The organism is Micromonospora narathiwatensis, assembly GCF_900089605.1.
GTDB classification, from domain to species: domain Bacteria; phylum Actinomycetota; class Actinomycetes; order Mycobacteriales; family Micromonosporaceae; genus Micromonospora; species Micromonospora narathiwatensis.
Map to the genome: position 1 here is coordinate 4202271 of NZ_LT594324.1, position 16239 is coordinate 4218509.

At 72.0% G+C, this 16239-nt stretch carries 16 protein-coding genes; 10 read left to right on the plus strand and 6 right to left on the minus strand.

The genetic code is table 11. From position 1 onward, the window contains the following. Nucleotides 1-19 precede the first annotated feature (19 nt). The 3 genes from GA0070621_RS18060 to GA0070621_RS18070 form a co-directional block, all read right to left on the minus strand. Nucleotides 20-1009 (minus strand): sigma-70 family RNA polymerase sigma factor, encoded by a 990-nt coding sequence (locus GA0070621_RS18060; protein WP_197674080.1) that lies wholly within the window; start codon nucleotides 1007-1009, stop codon nucleotides 20-22. 501 nt (nucleotides 1010-1510) lie between these two features. Next, nucleotides 1511-2458, minus strand: a complete 948-nt coding sequence (locus GA0070621_RS18065; protein ID WP_091197316.1) for an N-acetylmuramic acid 6-phosphate etherase — start codon at nucleotides 2456-2458, stop codon at nucleotides 1511-1513. Continuing rightward, nucleotides 2455-3369, minus strand: coding sequence for a MurR/RpiR family transcriptional regulator (locus tag GA0070621_RS18070; protein ID WP_091197319.1), 915 nt, complete (start codon nucleotides 3367-3369; stop codon nucleotides 2455-2457). The genes GA0070621_RS18065 and GA0070621_RS18070 overlap by 4 nt, the downstream gene beginning before the upstream one ends. A gap of 298 nt (nucleotides 3370-3667) precedes the next feature. Between GA0070621_RS18070 and GA0070621_RS18075 the strand changes: the two genes are divergently transcribed. After that, a complete protein-coding gene (locus GA0070621_RS18075; RefSeq protein ID WP_091197323.1) occupies nucleotides 3668-4354 on the plus strand; it encodes an SDR family NAD(P)-dependent oxidoreductase in 687 nt (228 codons plus the stop codon). Here the strand turns inward: GA0070621_RS18075 and GA0070621_RS18080 are convergent. Continuing rightward, complete coding sequence (locus tag GA0070621_RS18080) at nucleotides 4339-5070, minus strand: dTMP kinase (RefSeq protein ID WP_091197327.1); 732 nt, start codon at nucleotides 5068-5070, stop codon at nucleotides 4339-4341. The two genes, GA0070621_RS18075 and GA0070621_RS18080, sit on opposite strands and share 16 nt — an antisense overlap. Before the next feature lie 151 nt (nucleotides 5071-5221). On the opposite strand from GA0070621_RS18080, the gene GA0070621_RS18085 reads away from it, so the two are divergent. From GA0070621_RS18085 to GA0070621_RS18120, 9 genes are all read left to right on the plus strand, one after another. Beyond that, nucleotides 5222-5800, plus strand: a complete 579-nt coding sequence (locus GA0070621_RS18085; RefSeq protein WP_091197329.1) for a nucleotidyltransferase — start codon at nucleotides 5222-5224, stop codon at nucleotides 5798-5800. Beyond that, nucleotides 5797-6066: a hypothetical protein gene (locus GA0070621_RS18090; protein WP_091197331.1), complete on the plus strand. Its 270-nt coding sequence runs from the start codon at nucleotides 5797-5799 to the stop codon at nucleotides 6064-6066. Before GA0070621_RS18085 ends, GA0070621_RS18090 begins: the two co-directional genes overlap by 4 nt. 10 nt (nucleotides 6067-6076) lie before the next feature. Then, entirely contained in the window at nucleotides 6077-6853 is a 777-nt protein-coding gene (locus tag GA0070621_RS18095) for a metallophosphoesterase family protein (RefSeq protein WP_091197334.1), read from the plus strand. Then, entirely contained in the window at nucleotides 6844-6987 is a 144-nt protein-coding gene (locus tag GA0070621_RS30060; protein WP_167667033.1) for a GPGG-motif small membrane protein, read from the plus strand. The genes GA0070621_RS18095 and GA0070621_RS30060 overlap by 10 nt, the downstream gene beginning before the upstream one ends. A 323-nt stretch (nucleotides 6988-7310) precedes the next feature. Then, on the plus strand, nucleotides 7311-8651 hold the full coding sequence (locus GA0070621_RS18100; RefSeq protein WP_091197338.1) for an ABC transporter substrate-binding protein: 1341 nt from the start codon (nucleotides 7311-7313) through the stop codon (nucleotides 8649-8651). Nucleotides 8652-8724: 73 nt separating this feature from the next. Continuing rightward, nucleotides 8725-9774: a carbohydrate ABC transporter permease gene (locus tag GA0070621_RS18105; RefSeq protein ID WP_091197341.1), complete on the plus strand. Its 1050-nt coding sequence runs from the start codon at nucleotides 8725-8727 to the stop codon at nucleotides 9772-9774. Nucleotide 9775: 1 nt separating this feature from the next. Beyond that, on the plus strand, nucleotides 9776-10738 hold the full coding sequence (locus GA0070621_RS18110; RefSeq protein WP_091197344.1) for a carbohydrate ABC transporter permease: 963 nt from the start codon (nucleotides 9776-9778) through the stop codon (nucleotides 10736-10738). Nucleotides 10739-10806: 68 nt separating this feature from the next. Next, entirely contained in the window at nucleotides 10807-11874 is a 1068-nt protein-coding gene (locus GA0070621_RS18115; RefSeq protein ID WP_091197346.1) for a LacI family DNA-binding transcriptional regulator, read from the plus strand. A 78-nt stretch (nucleotides 11875-11952) separates the two neighbouring features. Further along, on the plus strand, nucleotides 11953-13605 hold the full coding sequence (locus GA0070621_RS18120; RefSeq protein ID WP_091197348.1) for a glycoside hydrolase family 13 protein: 1653 nt from the start codon (nucleotides 11953-11955) through the stop codon (nucleotides 13603-13605). Between the two features lie 53 nt (nucleotides 13606-13658). Here the strand turns inward: GA0070621_RS18120 and GA0070621_RS18125 are convergent, their stop codons facing one another. Both GA0070621_RS18125 and GA0070621_RS18130 read right to left on the minus strand, forming a co-directional pair. Beyond that, on the minus strand, nucleotides 13659-15071 hold the full coding sequence (locus tag GA0070621_RS18125) for an MFS transporter (RefSeq protein WP_091197351.1): 1413 nt from the start codon (nucleotides 15069-15071) through the stop codon (nucleotides 13659-13661). A 52-nt stretch (nucleotides 15072-15123) separates the two neighbouring features. After that, nucleotides 15124-16212 (minus strand): DUF5925 domain-containing protein, encoded by a 1089-nt coding sequence (locus tag GA0070621_RS18130; RefSeq protein ID WP_091197353.1) that lies wholly within the window; start codon nucleotides 16210-16212, stop codon nucleotides 15124-15126. Nucleotides 16213-16239: the final 27 nt, after the last annotated feature.

The window sequence follows — 16239 nt, forward strand, 5'->3', positions numbered from 1 at the left end:
GTGTGTCATTACTACCAGCTCAGGCCGCCTGGAGCCCCTCGGCCCGGGCCAGCTCACGCAGCCGGCCGAGGGCCTGGATCTCCAGCTGGCGGATCCGCTCCCGGGAGAGCGAGAACCGCGAGGCGACCTCGGTCAGCGAGTGCTCCCGGCCGTCCTCCAGGCCGTAGCGGGCCCGCATGATGCCGGCCGAGCGGTCGTCGAGGTGGTTGAGCAGGCCCTCGATCCGCTGCCGCTCCAGGCCGGTGAGGACGATGTCCTCCGGCGACGGGGCGTCGCTGTCGGCGACCAGGTCACCGAGGTTGGTGTCGCCGTCGTCGCCCACCGGGGTGTCCAGCGAGACGGTGTCCTGCGACCAGCGGATCAGCTCGCCGACCCGCTCGACCGTGACGCCGAGCGCCGCCGCGATCTGCTCCGGCTCCGGGTCGGTGCCCAGCTCGCGGGTGAGCTGCCGGGTCACGTTCCGCATCCGGTTGACGTCCTCGACCAGGTGCACGGGCAGCCGTACGGTCCGCTCCTGCTGGGCGATCGCCCGGCTGATGGCCTGACGGATCCACCACGTCGCGTAGGTGGAGAACTTGTAGCCGCGCTCGTAGTCGAACTTCTCGACCGCCCGGACCAGGCCGGTGTTGCCCTCCTGGATCAGGTCCAGCATGGGCATCCCGGAGCGCACGTAGCGACGCGCGATCGAGACGACCAGTCGCAGGTTGGCGCGGATGAAGAGATCCTTCGCGCGCTCGCCCTCGACGACCAGCCGCTCCAGATCCTCCCGCTCCACGCCGGCGGGGACGCGGTCCTCGCCGAGCAGGTGCTCGGCGTAGAGCCCGGCCTCGATGGCCTTGGAGAGGTCGACCTCCTTGGCGGCGTCCAGCAGCGGCGTCCGGGAGATCTCGTGCAGGTAGACGCCGACCAGGTCCCGCTCCTCGGCGACCTCGTCGGTACGCATGCCGATGTTCTTGTCCACGATTGCCACGGTCCCCTCGCTCGCGCCGGTTGCCCGGTTCCTTGCCATCCCCACGTCCATCAGCCCTCCCCGTAACCTCCGCTGTGCCCGTAGGTGCTGACACCTACACAACAGATGAGACGCGTCGGGGATTCCATGTCGTGAGTCGAAAGTGTCACGAATGCCTGAGTGCTAGCTGAGAGCCAGGTCCACGTTCGCTGTCAGGGTCCCTGCTCAGACTGCTCGCGTGCGGCCTGGTGAAGCGCCCGTCGGAGCAGCGGAATCGTCGTGCGCCCAGACAATCGCACCATTGCGAAATCCATGAACACAGCGACCCGCGTCACCGCGGCATTGCGATCCTGGTCACTGCGAGATACGCGCTGGAGGACCGGTCGGTTCAGCCACGGGTGAGGATTACCCCACGCCTGCTTGAACAATCCGCAGCGCGGAACGCGTCCCCCCGGCGACGTGACGCGCGTCGCACCCGGCAGCCGCCGCCACCAGCGGGGGCGAAATCGCGGCGAAGCGGACGGAAAACGGGACGGGCGCCGGGAGCCGAACGGGGACGGCTCAGGAGGCGAGCAGGGCCAGCGCGCCGCGTACCTGGTCGGCGGAACGGGCCAGAGCGGCCCGGGCGGCCGGGACCTCCGCGCCGGAGACCAATGCGACCAGCGCGGTCTTGAGATCGCCGTCGGCCTCCCCCAACGCGGCCCGGCAAACCTCCTCGGCGCAGCCGGTGGCCTCCATCAGGATCGAGATCATCCGGCCGCGCAGCTTGGCGTTGGTGGCCACCATGTCGATCATGAGGTTCGAGTAGACCCGGCCGAGGCGCACCATCACGGCCGTGGAAAACGTGTTGAGCACCAGCTTCTGCGCGGTGCCCGCCTTCATCCGGGTCGAGCCGGTGACCACCTCCGGTCCGGTGTCCACCCCGATGAAGACGTCCACCGACGAGGCGGCGCCGGCCTCCGGATTGGCGCACAGCAGCACCGTCGAGGCCCCCTGCGCCCGGGACGCGCCGAGCGCCCCCAGGACGTACGGGGTGCGCCCGCTGGCGGCCAGCCCGACCACCAGGTCGCCGGGGCGTACGCACTCGGCGGCCTCGGCGGCCCCGGTGCGCTCGTCGTCCTCGGCGTCCTCCACGGCCCGCCACATGGCGTCCGGGCCGCCGGCGAGATGGGCGCAGAACCAGTGCCGCGGCGAGTTGAAGGTCGGCGCCAACTCGGCGGCGTCGAGCACGCCGAGCCGGCCGGAGGTGCCGGCGCCGAAGTAGTGCACCCGGTGCCCGCCGCGCAGCGCGGCGACCGCCAGGTCGACGGTCTCGGCGATCTCGTCGAGGACGGCGGCCACCGCGGCGGGCACCCGGCGGTCCGCCTCGTTGATGACGGTGAGCACGTCCCGGGTCGACATCAGGTCGAGGTCGACGCTGTCCGGATTACGCCGCTCGGTGGGTGCGCCCACCCGTACCACCGGCCGCGCCGCGGCCACCTCGTCCCGGTCCAGCCGGCCGGCCGTCATCCGCGCCTCCGCCCGGCGCCCACCCGGTGCGACCGGACGGCCTCGGCGGTCGCCTCCAGGGCCTTCCTGGTCCTGGCCCGGCTCCGCGCGGCCACCCCGACGAAGAGGCAGTCGACGACGGTGAGCTGGGCGAGCCGGCTGGCCGTGGCGCCGGAGCGGTAGGTGGTCTCCCGGGCGGCCGTGGTGAGCACGAAGTCGGCCACCTCGGTGATCGGCGAGCGGGGGAAGTTGGTCAGCGCGACGGTGGTGGCGCCCCGCTCCCGGGCCTGCTCCAGCACCTCGATGACGTCGGAGGTGGTGCCGGTGTGCGAGATGCCGACCGCGACGTCGCCCCGGCCGAGCAGGGCCGCCGAGGTGAGCGCTGTGTGCACGTCGGGGAAGTAGAAGGCGATCCGGCCGATGCGGTGCAGCTTCTGCTGGAAGTCGGAGGCGACGAAGCCGCTGGCGCCGGCGCCGTATACGTCGATCCGGCCGGCCGCGCCGATCGCCTCGACCACCTGCTCGCAGACGGCCGGGTCGAGCTGCTCGGCGGTCTCCTCGACGGCCCGGGCGTCGTTGAACGCGATGGTCGCGATGATCTGCGCCAGGTCGGCGCCGGGCGGGATGTCCCCGCCGACCACCCGGGCGTCCGGCGGCTCGACCCGGCGGGCGGCCTCGGCGGCGAGCCGGATCCGCAGCTGCGGGTAGCCGTCCATGCCGACCGACCGGCAGAACCGGATGACGGTGGCCTCCGAGGTCTCGGCGGCGGTGGCGAGGTCGGTGATGGTGCGCCGGGCGGCGTCCGCCGGGTCGGCGACGACCAGCCGGGCCACCCGCTGCTCGGCCGGGGACAGCGACGGGAGCAGGCCACTGATGTGGACGATCAGTCCACCGGGCTCGTGACTCGCAGAAATCTTCGGACTCTTCGCCACGGATGAAACTTACTTTCATGAGGCGTGACCGTCAACCATCACCGCGCGTATCGGGAAAAGTACCGCCATCCGCACGGGATCATGGCGGCAAGGGTGCCATTCCCGCAGCCTGGCCGCCTCCTCCGCACCGGTCGACTCGCCCGCGCCGGCCGACCGCCGCGGCGGCTGTCGTCCAGGTCAGGCCGACCGGACGGTCCGGAAGAGCCACCGGACGGATGGTCCTGGTGGCCGGCCACGTCGACGTGGCCGGGCCGCGCCCCGGACACCGCGCCACGAAGCGGACGACTAGCGTGTGCCCATGACGGAACGCACGGTGCTGGTGACCGGGGGCACGGGCGGGCTGGGCGGTGCGGTCACCGCGGCCTTCCTCGAGGCGGGCTGGCGGGTGGTCGTACCGGCGCGGGAGGGCGGGGCGGCCACGCCGTCCGGGCCGGTAGTCCACATCGCCGCGGACCTGATGGAACCCGCCGGGGCGGCGCACGCGGTGGCGGCGGCCTCCGCCGAGCCGGCGGCGCCGCTGCGCGCGGTGGTCAACCTCGTCGGGGGGTACGCCAGCGGCGGGCTGGTGCACGAGACCCCGGTCGATGAGTTCGACCGGATGCTGCGGATCAACCTGCGCCCGACGTACCTGGTCACCCAGGCGGCGTTGCCGCACCTGGTGGCGGCCGGCGGCGGCGCGGTGGTCTGCGTCTCGGCGCGGGCCGCGGTGGCGCCCTTCCCCGGCGCGGCCGGCTACGTCACGGCCAAGGCGGCGGTGCTCGCGTTCGCCAATGCCGTCGCCGTGGAGTACCGCGCACGGGGGGTCCGGTGCAACACGGTGCTGCCGAGCGTGATCGACACCCCGGCCAACCGGGCCGCCATGCCGGACGCCGACCACCAACGCTGGGTGCCGCCCGCCGAGATCGCCGGGGTGGTCCGCTTCCTCGCCTCCGACGAGTCCGCCCCGACCAGCGGGGCGAGCATCCCGGTCTACGGGCGGGCCTGAGCCGGAAGCGGGTCACCACGACCCGCTCCGCCGGCGGGCGGGCCGGTGCCGCCCGGTGGCCCGACCACCGACGACGGCGGGTCGTCGGGTAGCCACTCGGCGAGGTGGGCGCGGATCCGCCGGGACACCTCGTCCGGCGGGCCGTTCGCGTCGACCACCAGGAAGTCGGCGTACTCCGGCAGCGTCCGGTACGCGGTGGCGGCGGCGGTGAGCCACCCCATGCTCTCGTGGTCGGTGCCGCGCCGTTCGATCCGCCGGTACGCCTCCGCCGGGTCGACGGTGAGCAGGATGGTGACCCGGGGCGCGGGGAAGACGCGGTAACCGGCCCGGGCCAGCCGCTCCCAGCGCTGCCCACCGTGCGCCCGGATGCTCGCGTACTGGCAGGCGGAGTAGCGGTCCATCACCGCCGTGCGGCCGGTCACCAGGCAGCTCAGCAGCGCGAGGGCGATGGCGAGCCAGCGGAGCACCGACTCGACCGCGAGCAGCCCGTCGCGCCCGACGAGCCGCTGGGCGTCCGGCCGGCCGAGCCGGTGGGCGAGCCGGCCGAGCCAGCGCCGGCCGCCGGCGTTGCGGTGATAGGTGGCCGGGTGACCGGCGGCGGTGAGTGCCTCGGCGAGCCGGTGGGCCTGCGTGGTCTTGCCGGAGCCGTCGATGCCGATCAGGGCCACGGCGCGCAGTCGGGTCGCACCGCGCCGCCCCCGCAGTGACCTGGCCACCCTTCGAGGCTATCCGAACCGCGCCGGTCCTCGGGGGTTTGTCCGTTCCGTCCCGGCCACGCCCGAGGCGCGTCGACAACAGGTGTGGCCGACCGGTTCGCCGGGTACGCAACTTCAATCCCACCGCCACCCACGACGACGGGAGACCCACATGGCCGAGCGCGGGGACGAGACCCTGGTGCACACGCTCAAGAAGGTCGCCGCCGTGCTCAAGCAGTCCCAGATCCCCTTCGCGCTCGGCGGCAGCTTCGCCGTGTACGCCCACGGCGGCCACTCCAGCGATCACGACGTGGACTTCCTGATCCGGGCCCAGGACGTCGACCGGGCCCTGGAGGCCCTGGTCGAGGCCGGCTTCACCGCCGAGCGCCCGCCCGAGGACTGGCTGGTCAAGGTCTACGACGAGGGGCGGATGGTGGACCTTATCCACCGGCCGATCGAGACCCCGGTGACCGAGGAGACCTTCGCCGACACCATCGTGCGGCCGGTCGACGCGATCCACATGCCGGTGCTCTCGGCCACCCAGCTGATGGTGCACAAGCTGCTCAGCTTCTCCCAGCACTACTGCGACTTCGCCCGCGCCCTGCCGCTCGCCCGTTCGCTGCGGGAACAGATCGACTGGGAACGGGTACGGAAGGAGACGCAGCACTCGCCGTACGCGGAGGCGTTCCTGGTGCTGCTCGACCGGTTGGACGTGCTGCCCGGCACGTCCGGAGGAAGGGAGACACCGTGACCGAGCAGCACGGCGGCACGCCGCCGGACGCGTACGTCGAAGCGGAGATCCACCGCCTGCTGGCCGAGGACCCCTCCGTCGCCGAGCAGGGCATCACCGCGGTCCACCGCGAGCGGGGCCTGGTGCTCTACGGCGAGGTGGAGAGCCCGCACCGGCGTGAGGAGATCCTGCGCCGGGTCGCCGAGCGCTTTCCCGACGTACCGATCACCAGCGACATCGGGGTGATCCGCGCCGAGGCACCCAGCCAGGTCGAGGAACTGCCGTGAGGGAGGTGCGATGGTGATCCGGATCGCCGCCGTCGGCGACGTGCACCTGGACGAGGACGTGGTCGGCCGGTTCCGGCCGGCCCTGGAGGAGCTGCCCGACTGCGCCGACGTGCTGCTGCTCGCCGGCGACCTGACCCGGCACGGCACCGAGGCCGAGGCGCGGTGCGTGGCACGGGAGTTCGGGAACCTCGGCGTACCGGTGATCACCGTGCTCGGCAACCACGACCACCAGTGCGACCAGGTGCCACAGGTGGTGAGGACGCTGGAGGACGTCGGCATCACCGTGCTGGAGGGGACCGGGATCGTGCTGGAGTGCACCGGCGGGCGGCTCGGCGTGGCCGGGGTGAAGGGCTTCGGCGGCGGGTTCGCGGGACGGTGCGCCACCGACTTCGGCGAGCCCGAGACGAAGGCGTTCGTCCGGACCGCCAACGAGAGCGCCGACGCGCTCGGCCGGGCCCTGCGCGAGCTGGAGTGCGACGTGCTGGTCGCGCTCACCCACTACGCCCCCGTGCCGGACACCCTCGCGGGCGAGCCGCTGGAGATCTATCCGTTCCTCGGCTGCTACCAGCTCGGCCAGGCGGTCGACTCGGCGCCCACCGCGCTGGCGCTGCACGGCCACGCCCACCACGGAACCGAGCGGGGCACCACGCCCGGCGGGGTACGCGTCCGCAACGTCGCCCACCCGGTGATCAAGCAGGCGTACAGCATCTTCCACCTCGGTGACCACCTCGACCAGCACCAGGTTTCCGGAATCGGGCAGTCGGGTACTGCGCGGCCATGGAGCTGATTCTCTGGATTCTCGCAGTCGTACTGGTGGTCGCCGGCGTCCTCGCGCTGTTCCGCCGGCAGATCCTGTGGGGCATCGTCCTCATCATCGTCGGCCTCCTGGTCGGCCCCGGCGGCGTCAGCATCTTCAGCTGACCGCCGGTCCCCCTGTCCACCCCTGACCCGCCGGGGTCGCCGGGTCCGGACGCTCCGTCCTCCCCGATCGGAGCGCCCGGGCCCGACGGCCCCGGCGCCGCGCGTACGGGGCGGGATTCCATCGACGGATACGGACCTTCCGGCACCAGGACAACCGGAGCGTGGGAGCGCGCCCACCACCGGTAACCGGGTTTCTGGATTGTTACCGGGCCGTGTCCAGTAGGGGGTGGACCGAGCGCGATGCAAGCGCTTACATGTGGGAACGACCATCGGACCGGCGCAGTATCGACTTCCCCCACGCGCCGGCAAGGAAGGAGATCGGCATGGCGTTTGCCAGATCGCGCCAGGCTCTCGCGATCGCCGGCGCTCTTGGCTTGGCGCTCGGCGTCACCGCCTGCGGCACCGGCAACGACAAGAAGAGCAGCAAGGCGAGCTCCCCCGAGTGCGCCGCATATGACAAGTACCAGGGCCACGACGGCAAGAAGGTCACGATCTACTCGTCCATCCGGGACATCGAGGCCGACCGCCTCGCGCAGTCCTGGAAGCAGTTCGAGGACTGCACCGGCATCAAGATCGACCACGAGGGCTCCGGCGAGTTCGAGGCCCAGCTGGGCGTACGGGTGGACGGCGGCAACGCCCCCGATCTGGCCTTCATCCCGCAGCCGGGTCTGCTCAAGCGGTTCGCCGACGCGGGCAAGCTCAAGCCGGCCGGCAACGACACCAAGGCCATGGCGGAGCAGAACTACTCCCCCGACTGGCTGAAGTACAGCACCGTGGACGGCAAGTTCTACGGCGCCCCGCTCGGCTCCAACGTGAAGTCCTTCGTGTGGTACTCGCCGAAGACCTTCAAGGAGAAGGGCTGGAACATCCCGACCACCTGGGACGAGCTGATCGCCCTCAGCGACACGATCGCGGCGAGCGGCACGAAGCCGTGGTGCGCCGGCATCGAGTCCGGTGACGCCACCGGCTGGCCGGCCACCGACTGGATCGAAGACCTGATGCTGCGGACGACCACGCCCGAGGTCTACGACCAGTGGACGACCCACGGCATCCCGTTCAACGACCCGCAGGTGGCCGCGGCGGTCGACAAGGCCGGCACCATCCTCAAGAACGAGAAGTACGTCAACGGCGGCTTCGGCGGCGTGAAGAGCATCGCCACCACCTCCTTCCAGGAGGCCGGCACGCCGATCACCGCCGGCAAGTGCGCGATGCACCGCCAGGCGTCCTTCTACGCCAACCAGTGGCCGCAGGGCACCAAGGTGGCCGAGGACGGCGACGTCTTCGCGTTCTACTTCCCGGCCGTCGACCCGGCCAAGGGCAAGCCGGTGCTGGGTGGCGGCGAGTTCGTCACGGCCTTCGCCGACCGTCCCGAGGTCCAGGCGGTGCAGACCTACCTGGCCTCCGGCGAGTACGCCAACAGCCGCGCCAAGATCGGCGACTGGGTGTCGGCGAACAAGAAGCTCGACCTCAACAACGTCCCCAACCCGGTGGACAAGCTCTCCGTGCAGATCCTCCAGGACGAGAAGACCGTCTTCCGCTTCGACGGCTCGGACCTGATGCCGGCCGCGGTCGGCGCGGGCACCTTCTGGAAGGGCATGGTCGACTGGATCAACGGCAAGGACACCGCCACGGTCCTGAACGGCATCGAGAGCAGCTGGAAGTGATCTGACCCGGTGGTCCGGTCCGCGTCGGCGGGCCGGACCACCGCCGGTCAATCCAACCTCTGAGGAGGGGTCGATGGGGTTCGACTTCGCGGAGGAACAGCCCAAGTTCCTCATGCTGATGTACGGGCTGATCGCTTTCGTCGCGGTGGTGGGCGGTCTGCTCCTGCTCCTCGACGTGGTGCCGGCCTGGTTCGCCCGCCGTCGGGAGGAGCGGCTGGTGGCCGCCTCGGCCAGCGGTGCCCCGCTGCCCCGGCGACGGAAACCGCGGGAGGGGTTCTTCGCGTTCTTCTTCCTGCTCCCCACGCTGCTGCTGCTGGCCGTCGGGCTGGTGGTGCCGGCGGTCCGCACCACGCTGCTCTCCTTCATGGACAGGGACAGCAGCAACTGGGTGGGGCTGCAGAACTACGGCTGGATGTTCTCCGAGGACTCGATCGTCCGGGTGCTGGCCAACACCCTGATCTGGGTGCTCCTGGTGCCGCTCGTCGCCACCACGTTCGGTCTGATCTACGCCGTGCTGGTGGACCGGGCCCGGCTCGAGGCGGTGGCCAAGTCCCTGATCTTCCTGCCGATGGCGATCTCGTTCGTCGGCGCCAGCATCATCTGGAAGTTCATCTACGCGTACCGGAGCGAGGACCAGGACCAGATCGGTCTGCTCAATCAGATCGTGGTCAGCCTCGGCGGTGAGCCGAAGTTCTGGCTCCAGGAGAGCCCGCTCAACACCCTGCTCCTGATCGTGATCATGATCTGGATCCAGGCCGGCTTCGCGATGGTGGTGCTCTCCGCCGCCATCAAGGCCATCCCGGCGGACATCGTCGAGGCGGCCCGGCTGGACGGGGTCACGCCGTGGCAGATGTTCTGGCGGATCACCATGCCGAGCATCCGGCCGGCGCTGATCGTGGTGGTGGTGACGATCTCCATCGCCACGCTCAAGGTCTTCGACATCGTCCGGACCGCGACCAACGGCAACTACGACACCAGCGTGATCGCCAACGAGATGTACAACCAGGCGTTCCGGTACCGCGAGGTAGGACAGGGCTCCGCCCTGGCGGTCTTCCTCTTCGTCCTGGTCATTCCGATCGTGATCTACCAGATCCGCAACCTGCGTCAGCAGCGGGAGGGCTGAGATGACCACCGCCACGCCCACCGTCGGAGCCGGCACCCGGGCCACCGAGCCGGCCACCCGCGCCGGCCGGGTCCGCAAGCGGCTGAACAGCCGTACCGCCACGCTGGTCTCGATCGTCATCGCGCTGCTCTGGACGGTCCCGACCTTCGGCCTGTTCATCTCCTCCTTCCGGCCGGAGAACCAGATCAAGACCACCGGCTGGTGGACGTTCTTCAGCGACCCGCAGTTCACCCTGAAGAACTACCAGGACGTGCTCTTCGGCAGTTCCTCGTCGTCCGGCCAGCTCGCCAGCTACTTCATCAACTCGCTGGCGATCACCATCCCGTCGGTGCTCTTCCCCATCGCGTTCGCGGCGCTGGCCGCGTACGCGCTGGCCTGGATCAACTTCAAGGGGCGGGACTGGCTCTACATCGCGATCTTCTCGTTGCAGATCGTGCCGCTCCAGATGGCCCTGGTGCCGCTGCTGAAGTTCTTCTCCACCGGCGTCACCGTCGCCGGCGTCCAGGTGCTCCCGGCCTGGGAACTCGACGGCGCACAGAAGTTCGCCCAGGTGTGGTTCGCGCACACCTGCTTCGCGCTCCCGTTCGCCGTGTACCTGCTGCACAACTTCATCTCGCAGCTGCCCGGGGACCTGATGGAGGCGGCCCGGGTCGACGGGGCCACCCACCCGAGGATCTTCCGCACCATCGTCCTGCCGCTGATCGCGCCCGCCCTGGCCGCGTTCGGCATCTTCCAGTTCCTCTGGGTCTGGAACGACCTGCTGGTTGCGCTGATCTTCGCGGGTGGCAACAGCGAGACCGCCCCGTTGACCGTCCGGCTCGCCGAGATGGCCGGCACCCGGGGCAACGAGTGGCAACGGCTGACAGCCGGTGCCTTCGTGTCGATCGTCGTACCGCTGATCGTGTTCCTGTCCCTCCAGCGCTACTTCGTGCGGGGCCTGCTCGCCGGCAGCGTCAAGGGTTGATCCGATGCCCGCCGCCGCCCGTCGATGGGCGGGCGGCGGCGGGCACGGGCCGGAGCGGGGGAACAACGATGACGAAGATTGACGATGTCGCCCGCCTGGCCGGGGTCTCCACGGCCACCGTCTCCCGCGCGCTGCGCGGCCTGCCCACGGTCTCGGCCGCGACGCGGCGCCGGGTGCTCGCCGCCGCCGAGCAACTCCAGTACGCGGTCTCGCCGAACGCCTCCCGACTGGCCGGCGGAAAGACCGGCACCGTGGCGATCGTGGTCCCCCGGATCACCCGCTGGTTCTTCGGGACGGTGGTGGAGTCCGTCGAGGACTTCCTCGACCAGAACGGCTACGACCTGCTGCTCTACAACCTCGGCGGCCGGGAGCAGACCCGGCAGCGGGTGCTGCGTACCGCCAGCCTGCACAAGCGCGTGGACGCCATCATCCTGGTCGCCACCCCGCTGCGCCCGGCGGACGTGACCGCGCTGACCAAGCTGGCCCTGCCGGGGGTGACCATCAGCTCCGGCAGCGGAGTGCCCGGCTGGCCCTGCGTACGCATCGACGACGTGGCCGCGGCGCGGACCGCCACCCGGCACCTGCTCGACCTCGGCCACACCCGGATCGCGCACATCTCCGGCGATCCGGACGACGAGCTGGCCTTCACCACGCACCTGGACCGCCGCCACGGCTACCAGGAGGAGCTGCGCGCGGACGGGATCCCCACCGACCCGAGCCTGGACGTCGAGTCGCAGTTCACCATCGACGGCGGCATCCGGGCCACCGCCGAGCTGCTGGCCCGGGGTGAGCCGCCGACGGCGATCTTCGCCGCCTGCGACGAGATGGCGATGGGCGCGATGACCGCGCTGCGCGACGCCGGGCTGCGGGTGCCGCAGGACGTCAGCGTGATCGGCATCGACGACCACGACCTGGCCGGGGTGCTCGGGTTGAGCACCGTCGCCCAGCCGGCGGCGGAGCAGGGGCTGCTCGCCGCCCGGATCCTGCTCGACCCGCTCGGCGTCCGCACCGCCGACCCGTACCCCGGGCTGGTACCCCCGACGGGCGACGCCGACGGTGATTCGCCGACGCCGCCGGTGATCCTGCCCACTCGACTGGTGGTACGTGAATCGACCGCACCGCCCCGGGCACACTGAACGGATCCGGCCGTCCACGACGGCCGGGAACGACCGTCCGGCAACGGACGGCCACGGCTCGACACAGGGGAGAAGGCTCTGAACACCGACACGACGCGACAGGAACCGGCCGGCCCCGCCACCGGCTGGTGGACCGAGGCCGTCATCTACCAGGTCTACCCGCGCTCGTTCGCCGACTCGAACGGCGACGGCATCGGCGACCTCCCCGGCATCACCGCCCGCCTCGACCACCTCGCCGAGCTGGGGGTCGACGCGCTCTGGCTGTCGCCGTTCTACCCGTCCCCGCAGGCCGACGCCGGCTACGACGTGGCCGACTACCGGGACGTGGACCCGCTCTTCGGCACCCTCGCGGACGCCGACACGATGATCGCCGAGGCGAAGGCGCGCGGGCTGCGGGTGATCGTCGACCTGGTCCCCAACCACACCTCGTCGGCGCACCGCTGGTTCCAGGCCGCGCTCGACACCGGCGCGGGCAGCCCCGAGCGGCAGCGCTACGTCTTCCGCGACGGCAAGGGCCCACAGGGCGCCGAGCCGCCGAACGACTGGCAGAGCGTCTTCGGCGGCCCGGCCTGGACCCGGCTGCCGGACGGCCAGTGGTACCTGCACCTGTTCGACCCCGGCCAGCCGGACCTGAACTGGGACAACCCCGAGGTGCGCGCCGAGTTCCTGGACATCCTCCGGTTCTGGCTGGACCGGGGCGTCGACGGCTTCCGGGTGGACGTGGCGCACGGCCTGATCAAGCAGGCCGACCTGGCCGACTGGCAGGAGCCGCAGGAGATCCTCTCCGGCAACGAGGTGGACAAGCCCCGCCCGCCGATGTGGGACCAGGACGGCGTACACGAGATCTACCGGGACTGGCGGCGGCTTCTCGACTCGTACGACGGCGAGCGCATTCTGGTCGCCGAGGCGTGGGTGGAGCCGGCCGAGCGGCTGGCCCGCTACGTCCGGCCCGACGAGATGCACCAGGCGTTCAACTTCGAGTACCTGCTCGCCTCGTGGACCGCCCCGGCCCAGTACGCGGTGATCACCCGTTCGCTGGAGGCCACCGACTCCGTCGGCGCGCCCACCACCTGGGTGCTCTCCAACCACGACGTGGTTCGGCACGCCTCCCGGCTCGGCCTGCCGATCGGTGCCCCCCGGCCGAACGGGATCGGCGTCGGCGATCCGCAGCCCGACGTGGCGCTCGGCCTGCGCCGGGCCCGGGCGGCCACCCTGCTGATGCTGGCCCTGCCCGGTTCCGCGTACCTCTACCAGGGCGAGGAGTTGGGGCTGCCGGAGCACACCGCGCTGCCCGACGAGACCCGGCAGGACCCGACCTGGGAGCGCAGCGGGCACACCGAGCGGGGCCGGGACGGCTGCCGGGTGCCGATCCCGTGGGAGGCCGACGCCCCGTCGTACGGCTTCGGGCCGACCGACGCGAGCTGGCTTCCCCAGCCCCCGATTTGGGCCGAGTACGCCCTGGACCGGCAGCGCGGGGTGCCCGGCTCGACGTACGAGCTGTACCGGACCGCGCTGCGGCTGCGCCGGGAGCACGGGCTGGGCGTCGGCCCGCTGCGCTGGCTCTCCTCCGGGGACGAGGTGCTCGCCTTCACCAACGGCCCGCTCACCGTGCTGACCAACTTCGGGGCGGCGGCGGTGCCCCTGCCCGCCGGCGCCGAGGTGCTGGCGGCCAGCGCCCCGCTGGAGGCCGCCGCCGTACCCACCGACGTCACGGTCTGGTACCGCGCCTGACCCGTCAGGAGGGGGCCCCTGTGCAACGCGAGGCGTTGACCGGGGGCCCCTCCTCACCGCCGGTCGGCGCGGGTGTGCAGAAGTTCGCGTACCTGCGCGATGTCGCGCGGGGAGGTACGGGCGGCGAGCCAGTACATGATGCCGGTGGGGATGAAGAAGAGCTGGAACGCGGCCAGCCCGACGGCGTAGTTCAACGGCGGCGGGAAGGCCGCCCGCAGCCCGTGGAAGACCACCCCGACCAGGCCGTTGCCGGCCGCCCGGCCGACCCCGTTGACCAGGTTGCCCAGGCTGTAGACGGTGCCCCGGTGCTCGGGCGGGTTGACGTCGGCGATCAGCGCGAACCAGTTCGGCGAGTTGGCCGAGGTGAGCGCGAGCGCCAGCACGGCGGTCAGCAGGCTCAGCCCGACCGTCGGCTCGGTGACCACGCTGGCCAGCACCGCGCCGATCACCGCGCCGGAGCTGCCGCCCTCCGGCACGTCGATCCGGATCGGCACGAGGAACAGGACCAGGTAGAACGGCACGGCCGCGAGGATGCCCACCGCCGCGACCAGCGCCCGGCCGCTCGGCGTACGCCGCTGGAGCGCGTCACCGGCCAGCCCGCCCAGGATGGAGAACACCCCGCCGAGCTGGAACAGGGTGGCGAAGACGCTGCCCACCACCACGGCGGTGGCCGTCGAGTAGCCCTGCGCCTCGGCCCGCTGGGCGAAGAGCACCGGCAGCCAGACCAGCGAGCCGAACGCCGCCTGCGCGGTCAGCCCCTGCATGATCAGCCATCGGTTGGTCCGCCGGCCCAGGATCCGGGGCAGGTCGGCCCGGCTGATCCGGTAGTCGTACTCGGCGCCGCTGTCGAACGCCGCGGCCAGCTCCGGCTCGCTCTGCCCGCGGCGGATGTCGTACGTGAACAGGTAGGCCACGGTGGCGGCCAGGCCGACGACGGTGAGCAGCAGGAACGGCCGGCGCCAGTCGGTGGCGCCGAGGAGGCCGCCGGTGAGCGTCCCGGCGAGGGTGCCGACGCCCTGCGACAGCCCCCAGAAGCTCATCACCAGACCCCGACGGCGCGGCGAGATCAGGTCGGTGACCACGGAGAAGCCGACCGAGCCGACCGCGCCGAGCCCGACCGCGGCGACGAGCTGGGCGATCAGGAACGTCGGGTAGTGCTGGGCGAGGGCGCTGCCGCCGGTGCCGGCCGCCCAGATCAGCGTGCCGACCATGAGCAGCGGCTTGCGGTTGGTCCGGTCGCCCACGTACGCCCAGGCCACCGCGGCGACCGCGCTGACCAGGAAGCTCACCGCGGTGACCAGGCCGAGCAGCCGCTGCGGCACCCCCAGCGCGCCGGAGATCGGCCCGTACAGCGGCGGGACCAGGCCGATGGCCACGTTGTCCAGCGAGGCGAGCACCACGAACACGACCACGCTGTAGAACCGGTGGGCCGCGCTGCCGCGCCGCGAGACTCTGGTGCCGCTCATGCCCGGCAGCCAACCAGGTGGAGATCACGGCCCGATGACGGGCCCGACGTCCTCACAGGTATCCGCCGATCTCGACCGGCACCGATCCGGCCGGGACCGCCCCGGCGCGCAGCGCGTACAGCTCCGCCAGGGTGGCGCCCTGCGGCGGGACCCCCGCCGTGGTGCCGAGCCACCCGGTCGCCTCGGCGTACGACAGCGGGCCGACCTCGATCCGGGCCAGGCAGCGCCCCGGCCGGACGACCGCCGGGTGCAACCGGGACAGGTCCTCGTTCGTGGTGATCGCCACCAGCACGTCCCGGCCCTGCCCGAGCAGCCCGTCGGTCAGGTTGAGCAGCCGGGACAGCGCCTGCCCGGCCGCCTGCTTGGCCTCGCCCCGGATCAACTCGTCGCAGTCCTCCAGGATCAGCAGCCGCCAGCGGCGTCCCGCACCGCCCTCCTCGTCCTCGTCCCCCACCGCGACGTCGGACAGATAGGCCGCGTCGCCGAAGAGGACGTCCGGGTCGAGCACGGCGTCCACCTGGCACCAGTCGCGCCACTCGCGGGCCAGCGCGCGCAGCGCGGTGGTCTTGCCGGTGCCGGGCGCGCCGTGCAGCAGCACCAGCCGCCCCGAGACGGCCTCCGGGGTGGCGGCCATCAGCGCGTCCAGGGCGCTACGCGCCGTCCCGGCGTAGTTGCGCCGGATCGTCGTCCACTCCGGGGCGACGATCGACCGGAGGTCCCGCCGGGCGCCGCGACGCGGGTCGTGGTGCCAGAACCCGATCCGGCCGGTGTCCGGGTCCTCCGGCTCGGCGGCGCCCTCGACGATCCGGTCCAGGGCCGCCTGCCCGACCTCGTCGTCCACCGCGGTCACGGTCACCTCGGCGTCCCGGCCGTTCCAGGTGACCACCCGGGCCGTCCAGCCCTCCCCGTCGAGCAGCCGGTACCGCCGCCGGTGCTCGACGGCGGTGCGCAGGACCCGCGCCCCGTCCGGGGTCAGCGTGGCGTCGGGGCGGAGCCGGGACAGCCGGACGGTCCGCGCCCAGGGATGCCGGCCGGTGACGAAGTCCGCCAGCGACAGCGCGTCGACCACGTCGCAGGGGGTGTCGGCGTCGTCGTACTGGAGGACCGAGGGCAGGTGGCTGTCAGCCGGGGCGGTACGCATCCCTGGATCATCGCCAGCGCCCGCCCC